Annotated in this window: 7 protein-coding genes; all 7 read right to left on the bottom strand. The window is 75.7% G+C overall.

Annotation, left to right across the window (positions count from 1 at the left end; translation table 11 throughout):
- Nucleotides 1–366 precede the first annotated feature (366 nt).
- The 7 genes from A2CP1_RS03430 to accB all read right to left on the bottom strand — a co-directional run bounded on the left by A2CP1_RS03430 (nucleotide 367) and on the right by accB (nucleotide 13,226).
- Nucleotides 367–3,456 carry a BamA/OMP85 family outer membrane protein gene (locus tag A2CP1_RS03430; RefSeq protein ID WP_012632080.1) on the bottom strand — a complete coding sequence of 1,030 codons (3,090 nt, stop codon included), beginning with the start codon at nucleotides 3,454–3,456 and terminating at the stop codon, nucleotides 367–369.
- Nucleotides 3,438–7,364, bottom strand: a complete 3,927-nt coding sequence (locus A2CP1_RS03425) for a translocation/assembly module TamB domain-containing protein (RefSeq protein WP_012632079.1) — start codon at nucleotides 7,362–7,364, stop codon at nucleotides 3,438–3,440. Before A2CP1_RS03425 ends, A2CP1_RS03430 begins: the two co-directional genes overlap by 19 nt.
- A gap of 135 nt (nucleotides 7,365–7,499) precedes the next feature.
- Nucleotides 7,500–8,420 carry an ExeA family protein gene (locus A2CP1_RS03420; protein ID WP_012632078.1) on the bottom strand — a complete coding sequence of 307 codons (921 nt, stop codon included), beginning with the start codon at nucleotides 8,418–8,420 and terminating at the stop codon, nucleotides 7,500–7,502.
- An 8-nt stretch (nucleotides 8,421–8,428) separates the two neighbouring features.
- Complete coding sequence (locus A2CP1_RS23670; protein WP_245529972.1) at nucleotides 8,429–8,851, bottom strand: tetratricopeptide repeat protein; 423 nt, start codon at nucleotides 8,849–8,851, stop codon at nucleotides 8,429–8,431.
- A complete protein-coding gene (locus A2CP1_RS03415; protein WP_245529971.1) occupies nucleotides 8,827–11,067 on the bottom strand; it encodes a tetratricopeptide repeat protein in 2,241 nt (746 codons plus the stop codon). The genes A2CP1_RS23670 and A2CP1_RS03415 overlap by 25 nt, the downstream gene beginning before the upstream one ends.
- A 220-nt stretch (nucleotides 11,068–11,287) precedes the next feature.
- On the bottom strand, nucleotides 11,288–12,670 hold the full coding sequence (accC, locus tag A2CP1_RS03410; protein WP_012524753.1) for an acetyl-CoA carboxylase biotin carboxylase subunit: 1,383 nt from the start codon (nucleotides 12,668–12,670) through the stop codon (nucleotides 11,288–11,290).
- Between the two features lie 16 nt (nucleotides 12,671–12,686).
- Nucleotides 12,687–13,226: an acetyl-CoA carboxylase biotin carboxyl carrier protein gene (gene accB, locus A2CP1_RS03405; protein WP_012524752.1), complete on the bottom strand. Its 540-nt coding sequence runs from the start codon at nucleotides 13,224–13,226 to the stop codon at nucleotides 12,687–12,689.
- Nucleotides 13,227–13,271 lie beyond the last annotated feature (45 nt).

Here is a 13,271-nt window from a genome sequence, read left to right as displayed (position 1 = left end):
CGTGGTGAGGGCCTGGTCCACCGCCCTGACCCTCGAAGCCGCCAGTACGGCCCCCCGTCCGCAGCGCGGACGCCCTCGCCCGGTACCGCGACTGTCAGCGCAGGCGCAGCCCGCGACGACGCCCTTTCGCGCGCGTATCCAGCCGGCGTGCGCGGCGAGCGTGTCTGAGGCCGCGCGTCGCGCCAGCGATACGCGCGGCCGAGTTCGCGAGCGCGCCCAGGATCGTCGAGCGCCGCCCGCGTACGTCCTACGACCGAGGTCCCGCGCCGAGCATTCCTTCGCCACGTCGCGGGAGCGGGCGAGGGCGGGAGCGCCCACGAGGACCCGCACCCACGGCCCCCCGGCTTCGAGTCGCGCGGGCGCGGCTCAGAACAGGCCGATCGTGAAGTGCAGCGCGAACAGGCGCTCGTTGATGCGCACGTCGCGGTCCAGGTTGAAGCCGAGGTCGAGGGCGGCGGGGCCGATGGGCGTGACGAAGCGGAGGCCGGCGCCGGCGTTGGTGCGCAGGTCGAGCGCCTCGAACTTGTTCGGATCGAGCCAGAGGTTGCCGGCGTCGAGGAACAGGCCGGCCTCGACGGCGCGCGTGAGCCCGACGCGCAGCTCGGACTTGCCGAGCAGGTACGCCTCGCCGCCCTCCGAGACGGGCCGGTCGCCGGACGCGACGCGGCGGCCGCGCTCGGTGCAGCCGATCCCGGTGTACGAGGTGGCGCAGAGCTTCCCCTCGGCAGCGAGCGCGCCGCGCACGTCCTCCTGGATCATCTCCTCCTCGGCGAAGCCGCGCAGGGTCGAGGCGCCGCCCAGGAAGAACCGGCGCGGGATGATGGTGCGCGACTCGCGATCCAGCGGGAACACGCGCCCGCCGCGCACCGAGACCGCGAGCACGGTGGATCCGCCCAGCGGCAGGTAGCCGGACAGCGTCCCGGAGAGCTTCAGCAGGTTGCTGTGGACCTCCGAGCCGGGGAGCAGCCCGAACAGCGCGCGACGGTCCGGCGCCCCGGGGACGCCCACGCCGAGCGAGTGCGCCCACTCGGCGACGCCGGCCGCGAACCAGCCGCGGTGCGGGTGGGCGGAGTTGTCCCGGAAGTCGAGCGTGAAGGACGGCCGGACCGCGTGCAGCGTGGTGACGCCCTCGTCGAAGCGGAGCCGCTCCAGGTCGGCCTGGGTCAGCACGCCCACCACGTTGGTGCGGCGGATGTCGTCCACCTCCAGCTCGTACTGGAGCGAGGCGCCCACGCGCGAGGTCACGCCCACGTCCACGCCCGCCACGCCGGAGACGCGCCGCAGGTCGTAGGCGCGACGGTGCAGGATCTCCCCGATGAAGTCCGTCCGCAGGCCCACCGGCACCGGCAGCAGCCGCACCCGGGTCGAGCGCAGGCCGAGATCCGCCCGCCCCTCCAGCCGGTCGTAGCCCTCCTTGCCGGACAGGTCCGGGCCGAGGCCGCCCACGTCCACGAGGTAGTTCACCTTGCCGCGCGCGGTGAGCTCCACCGCGCGGCCGAACAGGTTCGGCCGCGAGTACTCGAGCACCGCGCGCGGACCGTTCGCGATGGAGAACCCGAGCGACTGGGTGAGGGTGGCATACGGGCGCTCGGACAGCTCGACCGCCAGGTCCTTCGTCTCCGCCACCAGCTCCGGCTCGTGCAGCTCCAGCTTCGCCGAGCGGAACACGCCCAGGCGCAGCAGCGCCGCCTGGCTTCGCGCCAGCGCCTCCGGGTCGAACGTCGCGCCCTCGCGCACCTCCAGCTCGTCGCGGATCACGTCCTCGCGCGTGCGCCGGTTGCCGGTGAGGAGCAGCCGCCCGATCCGGACCTTCGGGCCCGCGTCCACCACGAACCGCACCGTGGCCAGGTGGCGCTCGCGGTCCAGCTCCTCGCGCGCCTCCACGCGCGCGAACGCGTGGCCCGCCGTGTAGTAGCGGCGCAGGATCGCGAGCCGCGTCTCCTCCACGCGATCGAACGCGAGGGGGTCTCCCGGCGAGAGGCGGGTCTCGCGGGCCAGCTCGGGGAGCGGCACGGCGCCGGTGCCCTCGAACGCGATCGACTCCACGTGCGTGCGGGCGCCCTCGCGCAGCCGGAGCGTCACGTCGGCGATCCCGCGCTCCGCGTCGAGCGCCACCGCGCTGCCCAGGGCCACCGCGTCGAGCCAGCCCTCGGCCCGGTACCCCTCCACGATCAGCTCCAGCGCGCGATCCCAGGTGGCCTCGTCGAAGTAGGCGCGCGGGCGCAGCGCCGGGGGCGGCTCCGGCGGCGGACGCGCGCCCGGCACCGAGAGGATCAGGGCGCGGGCCTCGTCCGCGTCCGGCGAGCCGGGGGTCTCCGCGTCCTCCTCCAGGATGGCGAAGAGCCGGTCGCGGAGGTCGCGCTCGGTGCGCGCGGTCGCGCCCTCGAAGCGGATCCGGCCGAGCCGGTACCGGCGCCCCTCGTCCAGGTGGAACACCACCGCCAGCACGCCCGGCCCGCGCCGCTCCTCCGTCGTCACGGCCGCGCCCGCGAAGCCGCGCGCGCGGTAGAACGCGCGCAGCCGGTCGGCGGCCTGCTCGATGGCGGGCGCGTCCACCGGCTGGTCCGCCTCGAGCCCCAGCTGCCGCTCCAGCAGCGCGGGCCGGAACGCCGCGTTGCCGCGGAACGCGAACGCCATGCGTGGCCCGGCCTGCACCGGGACCTCCACCTCGGCCGCGCCGCCGCGGACGCGCACCACGGGCGCGTCCACCCGCGCCCGCCGGTACCCGGCGGCGCGCAGCCCGGCGCGGAGCGCCTGGACGTCCGCGTCGAGCGCGTCCGCGTCGAGCGGCGCGCCCTCGCGCGTGCGCAGGCGGCCGCGGAGCGCCTCGGCGGCCGGGCCGGGGTTGCCGGTGAGCCGCAGCGACGCGACCCGCGTGGCCGGCCCGGCGCGGACCGCGAGGAGCACGTCCACCGAGGTGTCGCCCTCGGCGCTGGCGCGCACCTGCGCGTCCCGGTGCCCGCGCCGCGAGAGCGCCGCGCGCACCCTCGCCGCCACCGGATCGAGGTCGGCGTCGTCGAACGCCTCCCCGGAGGCGAGCCGTGCCGCCGCCCGGATCGCGTCCGGGCCCAGCACCTCGGGCGCGTCGGTCCGCACCTCGACGCGCGCCACCCGGCGCACCGGCAGCGCCTCCACCACCAGCCGGACCCACTCGCCCGTGCCGCCGCCCGGCGGCGCCGCGGCGGGCTCGGCGCGGACGATCACGTTGCGGTACCGGCCGGTCTGGAACAGGCGCTGCACCGTGCGCCGCGCGTCGCGGACCGAGAGCGGCTCCCCGGGAGAGAGCGTCACCAGCGCCGACGCCTGCGCCAGGTCGTCGCCCGGCGGCAGCGCCAGGTCCACCGCCGTGACGCGGGGCGGCGGCGACGCGGCCGCGCCTGCGGGCTCGGCCGCCGCCGGCGACACCGCGAGCGCCAGGGCGGTTGCGAGCGCGGCGATCACTCGCGGTCCGTCCATTCCCAGCGCAGCTTCAGGTCCACGCCGTGATCGCCGGTCGAGACGTCGGGGTTGTCGCTGTCCCACTGGTACTGCACCGCCGTGTGCTCGCCCAGCCGCAGCTCCGCCTGCGCCTTGCGGCCGCGCGCGCCGGCGAGCGGCGCCTGGAAGCGGAGCCGCAGCCGGTCGCGGAGCAGCCAGGACTCGAACTCGGCCCGGGGCTCCACCTGGCCGGTCGCCTCGGAGTAGGCGCTGGTGATGCGCATGCCGATGTCGCGGATGGGGCCGCCGCGCGGCAGGAACCGGCGCACCTGCTCGTCCAGGCCGGACGCGGAGAAGATCGCCTGCGCGGCCGCCGCGGTCGCCACGCCGCCCACGCCGGTGCCGGCGGCGGAGTCGCGGCGCGTGAAGCCGAGCGAGAGCAGCGTGACGATGTCCGGCTCCGGCAGCGGCGGCGCGCTGGTGAGCGTCACCCGCGGCTGCTCCAGCGGCCCGAACGCGTGCATGAACACCTGGTAGTCGCGCACCTGCGCGTCGCCGTTCACGTCGAGCACGATCTCGATCTTGTTCCGGTCCACCAGCTCCAGCACCGCGTGCGTGAGCGTGAACTCGTTGCCGCGGAACGACGCGCGGCTGCCCTGGCCCATGGTGAGGCTGCCCACCAGGCCCGGCGACGCGAGCGTCCCGGTGAGCGTCAGGTCCCCGGTCACCGTCCCGCGCACCAGGTCGTTCTCGATCCGCGCGTCGCCGTCCACCACGAGCTGCAGGTCGAAGCGGAGCCACTCGCCCGCCTTGTCGTACGGCTTCGGCGGCGGCGGCGGCCGGCGGCGCAGCTCCAGCAGGCTGCCCTCGAGGTCGACGTCGGCGGTGTAGCGCGCGCGGATCACGCGCAGCCGGCCGGTGACGTCGGTCGCCTCCGGCGTGCCCTGCGCCTCGATCCGTCCGGACAGCGTCGCCGGCAGGTAGGACGGGAGCGCCACCGGCACCTCGTCGAGCGAGCCCTCCACCCGGAGGCGCGACGGGGCGAGCCGCGCCAGCTCCACCTCGCCCTTGAAGCGCGCGTGCCCGCCGTTCAGCAGCGCCCCCAGATCCTCGAACAGGACCCGGTTCTGCGAGAACGCGAGCGGCCCGGTCATGTCGGAGAACACCAGGCCGGCGCCGCGCAGCTCGAAGCCCCCGTCGGCGACGCGGCCCGAGCCGACCAGCACCGGCTGGTCGAACGTGCCGCCCATGTGCGCCTCCAGCGCGAGCTGGCCGTGCGCGCGCCGCACCACCGGCGACAGCGCGCCGGCCAGGCGCAGGTCGAGCGTCCCCGAGGCGCTCAGGTCCACCGCGCCGGGCGCCGCCGACCCGGACACGGTCAGCTCGGTGCTGGTGCCGCGCAGCGTGACGGGCGCGAGCTCGACCCGCTCGCCGCGCACCGCCAGCACCGCCGGCCCGGCGGCCTCGACCCTCACCTCGGCGAGCGCGACGGCGAGCTGGGGGAGGCGCACGCTGGCGCGCGCCTGCGCGAGGTCCTCGAGCTCCCCCGAGGCGCTCGCCTCCCCGCCCACGCGGATGCGCAGCCCCTGCGGCGCGCCGCCCGGCCAGAGCCGCGCGGCGTCCTCGAGGGCCACCGTGGCCCGCGCCTGGAACGGCAGGCGGCCCTGCAGCGCGATCTCGGCGGAGCCCGCCAGTCCCTCCGCGCCGCCGGTCAGCACGAGCTTGCGCTCCACCACCGTGCCGCCGGCCTGCACCGTGCCGAGCGCCACGCCGGCCACATGCACCGCGTCGCCGTTCGCGGCGAAGCGCACGTCGGGGTGGTCGAACGAGCCGGCCAGCGTGGCGCGCCCGCTCGCCGAGCCGGACCACTCGCCGCCGGGGAGGTCGAGCGCGGCGAGCGGCACGCCCGAGAATCCCACCTCGAGGTCCCAGGGGTACGGCGCGTCCATGCCCCAGGTGCCCTGGGCCCGCGCCACCCCGGTGCCGCGCCGCAGCTCGGCGCGCTCGAAGCGCGCGGTGCGCCCCGCCTCGATGCGCCCCTGGGCGCGGCCGGAGTCGAACGCGCGGCCGAGCAGCGTGCCGGCGCCGAGCCGCGCGTCGAAGGACGCGTCGAGCGCGGTGGCCGGGCCGCGCGCGGTCCCGGTCGCCTCCACCTCCGCGTCGAGCGCGTCGCGCACGTACCGGGTGGAAGGGATCCACTCCATCACGGAGTCGAACAGGTCGCGGAGGCGCCCGCGCGCCTCCAGGCGCGAGGAGACGATCTGGGTGGGCGTGCGCGAGAGATCCACCACCGCCTCGCCGCGGTAGCGGGTCTCGCCGCGCGTCCCCTCGGCCCCCTGGAAGTGGAGCAGGAAGTCCCGGTAGCGGAAGTCGGCCGCCACGTGGCCGAGGTCCACCTGCAGGAAGTGGAGCCCCTCGCCGCGGGCGCGCCCGGTGACCACCGGGTTCCCGTACGGCGCCGCGCCGACCTCCGCCTCGATCGCCAGGCGCCCGGCCCAGGGGATGCCGGCGAGCGGGCCGAGCGCGTCCAGGTCGGCCACGCCGCGGCAGCGCACGTGGAACCCGCGCGCGGAGTCGAAGTGCACGGCGGCCTCCGCATCCACCGTCCCCTGCCCCACCGCCACGCGCGCGCCGTCCAGGAACAGGCCGCTGCGATCCACGCGCACCGCGGAGTCGATCCGGCCGCGCGCGAAGGAGACGATGCCCGGATCCCCGTGGGCCTGCGTGTACGGGCGGGTCAGCGCCTTGAAGTCGTGGAGCTCGGTGGCGAGCGTCCCGGCGAGCGCGGGCGGCGAGAGCGTCCCGGTCACGCGCGCCTTGCCGTCGAGCCGGAGCGTGATCCAGGGCTGCTTCACCGTCAGGCGATCCAGGATCTCGGCGAGGTCGACGCGGTCGAGCTGCACCTCCGCCTCGACCGGCAGCCCGCGGGCGAGCGTCACGGTCCCGTGCGCCACCGCCTTGCCCCCGCCGGCCGCTGCGACCGCCAGCCGGTCCACCACCAGCGTCCGGCCCGACAGCCGCACCGCGGCCTCGGCGTCGCCGGGCACGAACCCGTCCACCCGCACACCGCGCGTGCGCAGCGAGCCGGAGAGCTCCGGCGCGCGGGGCGCGCCGGTGATGCGCGCCTCCACCGTCGCGGTGCCCTCCACGTCCGCGTGCACGCCCGCCAGCGCGAGCAGCGCGTCCACCCTGCCCTCCGCGCGCGCGGTCAGGTCGAGCCTGGGCGCGCACAGGTCCTGTACGCGGCCCTGCAGCCCGAGCCGGGCCCCGCCCACGTCCGCCTCGACCCCGGCGATCTCGGCGACCGACAGGTCGAGGGCGACCTCGCCGCGGGCGCGCACCTGCGAGGCGCTCCACCGGCGGCCCACCGCGTCCACCCGGACCGGGCCGGCCGAGACCTCCACGCGGCTGCGGCGCGCCGGCGTGGCGAGCGACCGGAGCGTCCGTGCGGGCGGTCCGGAGCGGATCTCCAGCCGCTCCAGCGAGACGTGGCCGCCGTCGGGCAGCCCCAGCTCCAGCGAGCCGCCCTCCACCTGCAGCTCGCGGATCTCGAAGCGGCCCAGCAGGTCCGGGGGGCAGCGGGCCGGTGCCCCGGTGCCGCGAGGCAGCGCCGCGACCAGGCGCGGGCGGACCAGGCGCAGCCGATCGAGGTGGACGCGCCGGCCGAGCGCCTGCACCAGCGCGAGGCGTGCCGTGATCGCGTCGGCCACGAACGCGGGCGCCGAGGGCGGGCCGAGGACCACGCCCTCCGCGTCCACCGCGAAGCCGAGCGGGTCGATGCGGCAGGCGGCGAAGGAGAGCGGCAGGCCGGTTGCGGCCCGCACCTTCTCCGCGGCCAGCGCGCAGATCCGGTCCCCGGCCCAGCGCGTGCGCAGGGCCGCCAGCGTCGCGAGCACCAGGCCCACGACCACCAGCAGGAACACCAGCGCGACGGTCCGCTTCTTCAAGGGGGCTCGATTCTCTCGCGCCGGCGGCGCGGCGCCAAGGAACGCGTGGGCCGCGCCAGCGGTCCGTCCGCGCCGGCGGCGCGGTGGGTGAGGGTGTGGGATCGCCGCGCCGGCGCGGCGGCGGGCGAGGCGGGGCTACTTGACGCCGAGCGACTCCAGGTACCGGTCGATCTCGGCGAGATCGAGGGCGCCGCCCTCGCGGCCGCCGCGGAGGGCGGGCGCGCCGGGGACCGGCCGGGCCGGGGCCTCGATGCCGAGATCGCGCGCGACGCGGTCGAGCAGCCGCTCGTCGATCTCGCGGGCGCGGGCCATGGCGCCCTCGAACAGCGCGTTGTCGCAGAGCGTGTTGATGAGCCGCGGCGTCCCGCCGGTGTGATCGTGGATCCGCTGGATGGCCGCCGGCGTGAAGGGCAGGCGCGGCGCGCCGGCCAGGCGCAGCCGGTGGCGCACGTACGCCTCGGTGGCCTCGGCGCTGAGCGGCTCGAGGCGGTACTTCAGCGCCACGCGCTGGGCGAGCGGCGGGTCGAGGCGGAGGTTGTCCTCGATCTCCGGCAGCCCGAAGAACACGAAGGACAGGAGCTTGCGCTCCGGCACCTCCAGGTTCAGCAGCCCGCGGAACTCCTCCATGATCTCGCGCGAGGCGAGCATCTGCGCCTCGTCGATGAGCACCACCGCCTTCTTGCCCGACTCGTAGATGCGGACCAGCCGCTGGTAGAGCTGCGCCAGCAGCGCGAGCTTCTCCTCTGCCGGGCTCTCCACCCCGAGCTGCAGCGCGATGCGCTTCAGCAGCCAGCTCGGCGTGATCCCGGAGTGGACGATGACGAGCAGCGCGGCCTCGTACTCGTCCTCCGGCAGGCTGTCGAGCATGCGCCGCGCGAGCGTGGTCTTGCCGGCGCCGATGTCGCCCACCAGCACCGCCAGCCCCTTCATGGCGCTCACCGCGTGGTTCAGGCGGAGGAGCGCCTGCGCGTGCTGGGCGGACGAGTAGTAGAAGCGCGAGACCGGCGCGTTGGAGAAGGGCTCCTGGGCCAGCTCGTAGAATTCGAGATAGTTCACGGACAGTCCTACAGGTAGCCGATGTTCTTCTTCGGGCCGGGGGCGGGCGCCGCGGGGGCGGCGGTGCGGGCGGGGGCGCGCGCCTCTCCCGGCGGCGGCTTCCCGGGGCCGCCGCCGAGCGCGCGCACGCGCTCCGCGACGTCGCGGTACCCGGGATCCACGCGGTTCACCTTCTGGAGGTGGTGGAGGGCGGCCTCGGGATCGCCCGCCTCCTGGTACGCGACGCCCAGGTCGTGGTGGAGCGCCTTGGCGGCGTCGCGCGTCAGCAGCTCGGACGCGAGCGCGCGCCGGAACGCCGCGATGGCCTCGCGCGGCTCGCCGCGGGAGAGCTGGCACACGCCGATCATCGACAGGCAGTCCACCTCGCGCTTGCGGTCGTTGCCGCGCAGCGCGGTCTCGAACTCCTTCACCGCGTCCTCGAGCAGCCCCATCTCCTTGTAGGCGATGCCGAGGTCGTAGTGGGTGGCGCTGTCCTCCGGCCGGACCGTCTGCTCGACGCCCCTCTTGAACTGGTTGAAGACGTCCTCGACCGAGTACTGGAAGCCGTCGTCGCCCGCCTGCGCGGGCGCGGCGCCCAGCTCCTCGGCGAGCTCGCGCGCGATGTCGAAGCTGTCGTCGGCCCCGGGCGGCGGCGTGAGCGCCGGCGTCTCGTGCACCGGTCCGTCGAGCGGCGGGTGCGTCCCAGCGGCGGCGGTGCGCGCCGGCGCTCGACCTCGGCCAGCCGCGCCTCCACGCCGCGGTGGCCCGGGTAGAACGCGGCCAGGTTCCGCAGCGCCTCGCGCGCGTCGTCGAGCAGCCCCTGCTGCAGGAAGAAGTCCGCCTCCTCGAGCTCGTCGGAGAGGTCGGCCTCCTCCTCGTCGCCCGCGGCGGCGATCGGTGGCGCCGGTGGCGCTGATGCCGCAGGCGTGGGCGGCGCGGGCGCGGGCGCGGGGGCGCGGGTGGGCGGGGGCGGCGGCGCGGGCGGCGTGATCACCGGCGCGGGCGGCGCCGCGAGCGCGGAGCGCTCGGCGGAGACCTCGTCGGCCACCTCCTCCGACTCGGCCGACTCCGCCGCGGCGGCCTCGGCCAGCGCGTCGCCGGCCGCGTCCAGGGCGGGCTCGGGCGCGCCGATCTCGAGCGCGATGCCCTCCTCCTCGTCGGGCGCGGGCGCGGCCGCTCCGGCGGACCCGGCCGGCGGCTCGTCGTCCGACACGACCTCGTCGTCGCCGGCGTGGCCCGCCGCCTCGAGCGCGAGCGCGTCGTCCTCGGGCGCCGGCTCGGGCTCGAGGAGCACCTCCTCCACCTCGTCCGGCTCGAGCGCGACCTCCTCGCTCGCGCCGGCGGCCGCGGCCAGCGCCGCGAGCTCCGGGTGCTCCGGCGCGATCTGCCGGAGCCGCGCCAGCGCGTCCCGTGCGCGATCCCCCTCGCCGCGCCCGAGCAGCGCCCGCACCGCCGCGGTGCCGTGGTGCGCGGCCTCGGCGAGGCGGCCGGCCCCGTGGTGCAGCTCGCGCGCGCGCTCGTGCGCGTCGGGCGCCTCCGGATCGATCGCGAGCACCTTGCGCAGGTGTTCCAGCGCGCGGTCGTGCAGCCCGTACTTCACGTAGACGTCGGTCTCGGTGAGGAGCTTCGCGACCGCGTCCGGGCCGGACGCCGCGGGCGCCGGGCGCGCGCCGGGGGGCGGCCCGGGCGGCGGCGCGGACGGGGCCGGCGGGCGCGGGGGCGGAGCCACGGCGGCCACCGCGGCCACGGCGCCGGGGACGGGCGTGCTCGAGGCCCCCGGGCCGAGCGCGGCGCGCGCGTCCTCGTCGTCCGGCGCCAGCTCCTGCACCTTCCGCCAGGTGGCGCGCGCGTCGGCGGCGCGGCCGCGCTCCGCGTGGACGTGCGCGAGCTCCTTGTAGACCGACAGCGTCTTCGACACCTGGCCGAGATCGCGGAACGCCTGCGCGAGCAGGTTCAGCGTCTCCACGTCCTTCGGATCCGCCTTGAAGCAGAGCTGCAGCTTCGCGAGGGCCCGCTTCGTGTCGCCCTTCGCGAGGTAGATGTGCGCGAGCTCGCGGGTCAGCCCGCGGTCGTCCGGCTCGAGCCCGGCGATGCGCTCGGCGACCTTGAGGTACTCGTCGGCGCGGTTGTGCTTGCGCAGGTGGTCGGCGGCGCGCCGGAACAGCTCCAGCGCCTGCGCGGCCTGGCCCGCCCGCGCGTGCAGCTCGCCGAGCTTGATGGCCGACGGGATGTTCTCGGGGTCGAGCTCCACCATGCGGCGGAGCACGTCGGTGAGCCGGGCCACGTCGCCGGAGCGCTCGTGCGCGGCGGCGGTGACCTGCAGCTGCCCCATCGCGTCGCTCATCAGGCCGAGCTGCTGGTAGAGCGCCGCGAGCCGCTCGTTCACCCGGACGTCGCCCGGGTCGAGCCGCACGATCTGCTTGTAGACCGCGACCGACTTCAGGAAGAAGCCCTGGTCCGCGTAGGTCTCGGCCACCTTGGTGAAGGCCTCGGCCGCGAGCCGGTCGTCGCCCTTCTTCTGGAACAGCTCGCCGACCTTGAGCAGGATCCGCACGTCGCGCGGGTCCTCGGCGAGGATCTTCTGGTACGCGGCGATGGCCTTGTCGAGCGCGCCCTTCTGAACGAACCGTGTCGCCTCGGCGATGATCTTGTTCTTGTCGACAGCCATCGGGCCGGGCGGTGCTCGCGGAGAGGCTCGCGCATCCGTGGGACGCGCGCTCGGCGCGCACCGCCGTCGACGCGGGCCAGGGGCTAGCAGCGAGGGTAATGGATGCCCGGGGGGCGGTCAAGACGCGAATCCCGCGAAGTGACGCGGGAATTTTCCCGTCTCTGCCCCTCCGGACCGGCCGTCGCGCGGGGCCCGGCGGCCCCCGCGGCGGCGGCGAGGCCTACGCGCCCGCCACCTTGGAGGCGGGGGTCTCCTCCGGCGCGGGCGGGTTCAGGATCTGCTCGACGATGCGGGTGTCGTACTGCCCCGCCGTGAAGGCCGGGAAGGTGAGCACGCGCTTGTGGAAGGGGATGTTGGTCTTGATCCCCTCGATCACGTACTCGTTGAGCGCGCGCATGGCCCGGCGCAGCGCGATCTCCCGGTTCGCCCCGGTGACGATCAGCTTCGCCACCAGCGAGTCGTAGTACGGCTGCACCTTGTACTGCTCGTACGCCATGGTGTCGACGCGGACGCCGTACCCGCCCGGCTGGTGGTAGCCGGTGATCCGCCCCGGCGACGGCGCGAACGTGACCGGGTCCTCCGCGTTCACGCGGCACTCGATGGAGTGCGCCTGCGGGACCACCGAGGCCTGCGAGCGCTCCAGCTTCTCGCCCGCCGCGAGCCGGATCTGCTCCCGCAGCAGGTCGAGCCCGTAGACCTGCTCGGTCACCGGGTGCTCCACCTGGATGCGGGTGTTCATCTCCATGAAGTAGTAGCGGCCCTTCTCGTCCATGAGGAACTCGATGGTCCCCACGTTGTTGTAGCCGATCTTTCTCATGGCCTTGAGGGCCACCTCGCCCATCTCCCGGCGCAGCTCCGGGGTGACGGCGGGCGACGGCGACTCCTCGATGAGCTTCTGGTGGCGGCGCTGGACCGAGCACTCGCGCTCGCCGAGGTGGATGATGTTGCCGTGCTCGTCGGCCACGATCTGCAGCTCGATGTGGCGCGGCATCTCGACGTAGCGCTCGAGGTACATCGAGCCGTCGCCGAACGCGGCGAGCGCCTCGGTGGACGCGGTCTCGAACAGCTGGCGGATCTGGCTCCGGTCGCGGCAGATCTTCATGCCGCGCCCGCCGCCGCCCGCGGCCGCCTTCAGGATCACCGGGTAGCCCACCTGCTCGGCGATGCGCTCCGCCTCCTCGGCGTCGGCGAGCTTGCCCCGGGCGCCGGGCAGCAGGGGCAGGCCGGCCTGCTCCGCCGCCTCGCGGGCCGCCACCTTGTTGCCCATGAGGCGGATCATCTCCGGCCGCGGCCCGATGAACTTCAGCCCCATCTTCTCGACCATCGCCGCGAACTCGGCGTTCTCCGAGAGGAAGCCGTAGCCGGGGTGGAGGGCGTCGGCGCCGGTGACGTCGGCGGCGGCGAGCAGCGCGCGCGGGTTCAGGTAGCTGTCGCGCGACTGCGGCGGCCCGATGCAGATCGCCTCGTCGGCGAAGCGCACGTGGAGCGACTCGGCGTCGGCGGTGGAGTGGACCGCGACCGTGGCGACGCCGAGCTCCTTGCAGGCTCGGAGCACACGGAGCGCGATCTCGCCGCGGTTGGCGATGAGGACCTTCTTGAACATGCCGGCCTCTCCGGGCCTAGCCCGCGACGATGCGGAACAGCGGCTCGCCGAACTCCACCGGGGTGGCGTTCTGGACGTAGATCTCGGCGACGGTGCCGTCGGTCTCCGCCTCGATCTCGTTCATGAGCTTCATCGCCTCGACGATGCAGAGCGTCTGGCCCTTCTTCACCTTCTGGCCCACGTCCACGAACGGCGGCGAGTCGGGCGAGGGCGCCCGGTAGAACGTGCCGACGAACGGCGACTTCACCTCGACGCCCGGCTTGTCGGCCTTGGCCTCGGCCTTGGGCGCGCCGGCGGGCGCCGGCGCGGCGACCGGGGCGAGCGCAGCCGGGACCGGGGCGGCCACCGGCGCGGCGTGGAACACGGGCGCCGGCGCGGCGACGCCGCCACGCCGGATCACGACCTTCTCCTCGCCCTTCGCCCAGGCGATGTGCGTCACGTCGCTCTTCTCCACCAGGGCCACCAGCTTCTTCACGTCCTCCATGGTGAAGCCGGGCGTCGGGGCGGGCTCGGGGGTGCGCTCGGGCTGCTGCTGCTTCAGGGGACGGGTGGCCATGTGCGGAGCTCCTGGCGAGGGACGTGGAGGGGACGGAGGACGGCG

It is taken from the genome of Anaeromyxobacter dehalogenans 2CP-1, assembly GCF_000022145.1.
GTDB classification, from domain to species: domain Bacteria; phylum Myxococcota; class Myxococcia; order Myxococcales; family Anaeromyxobacteraceae; genus Anaeromyxobacter; species Anaeromyxobacter dehalogenans.
The sequence above is the reverse complement of the archived record's forward strand: the minus strand, read 5'-3'. Positions and strand labels throughout refer to the sequence as shown.

What these genes read in the sequence shown, in the direction of transcription:
- A2CP1_RS03430 (WP_012632080.1), bottom strand. Translation starts at nt 3,456, where the DNA reads ATGGACGGACCGCGAGTGATCGCCGCGCTCGCAACCGCCCTGGCGCTC.
- A2CP1_RS23670 (WP_245529972.1), bottom strand. Translation starts at nt 8,851, where the DNA reads ATGGGGCTGCTCGAGGACGCGGTGAAGGAGTTCGAGACCGCGCTGCGC.
- A2CP1_RS03415 (WP_245529971.1), bottom strand. Translation starts at nt 11,067, where the DNA reads ATGGCTGTCGACAAGAACAAGATCATCGCCGAGGCGACACGGTTCGTT.
- accC (WP_012524753.1), bottom strand. Translation starts at nt 12,670, where the DNA reads ATGTTCAAGAAGGTCCTCATCGCCAACCGCGGCGAGATCGCGCTCCGT.
- accB (WP_012524752.1), bottom strand. Translation starts at nt 13,226, where the DNA reads ATGGCCACCCGTCCCCTGAAGCAGCAGCAGCCCGAGCGCACCCCCGAG.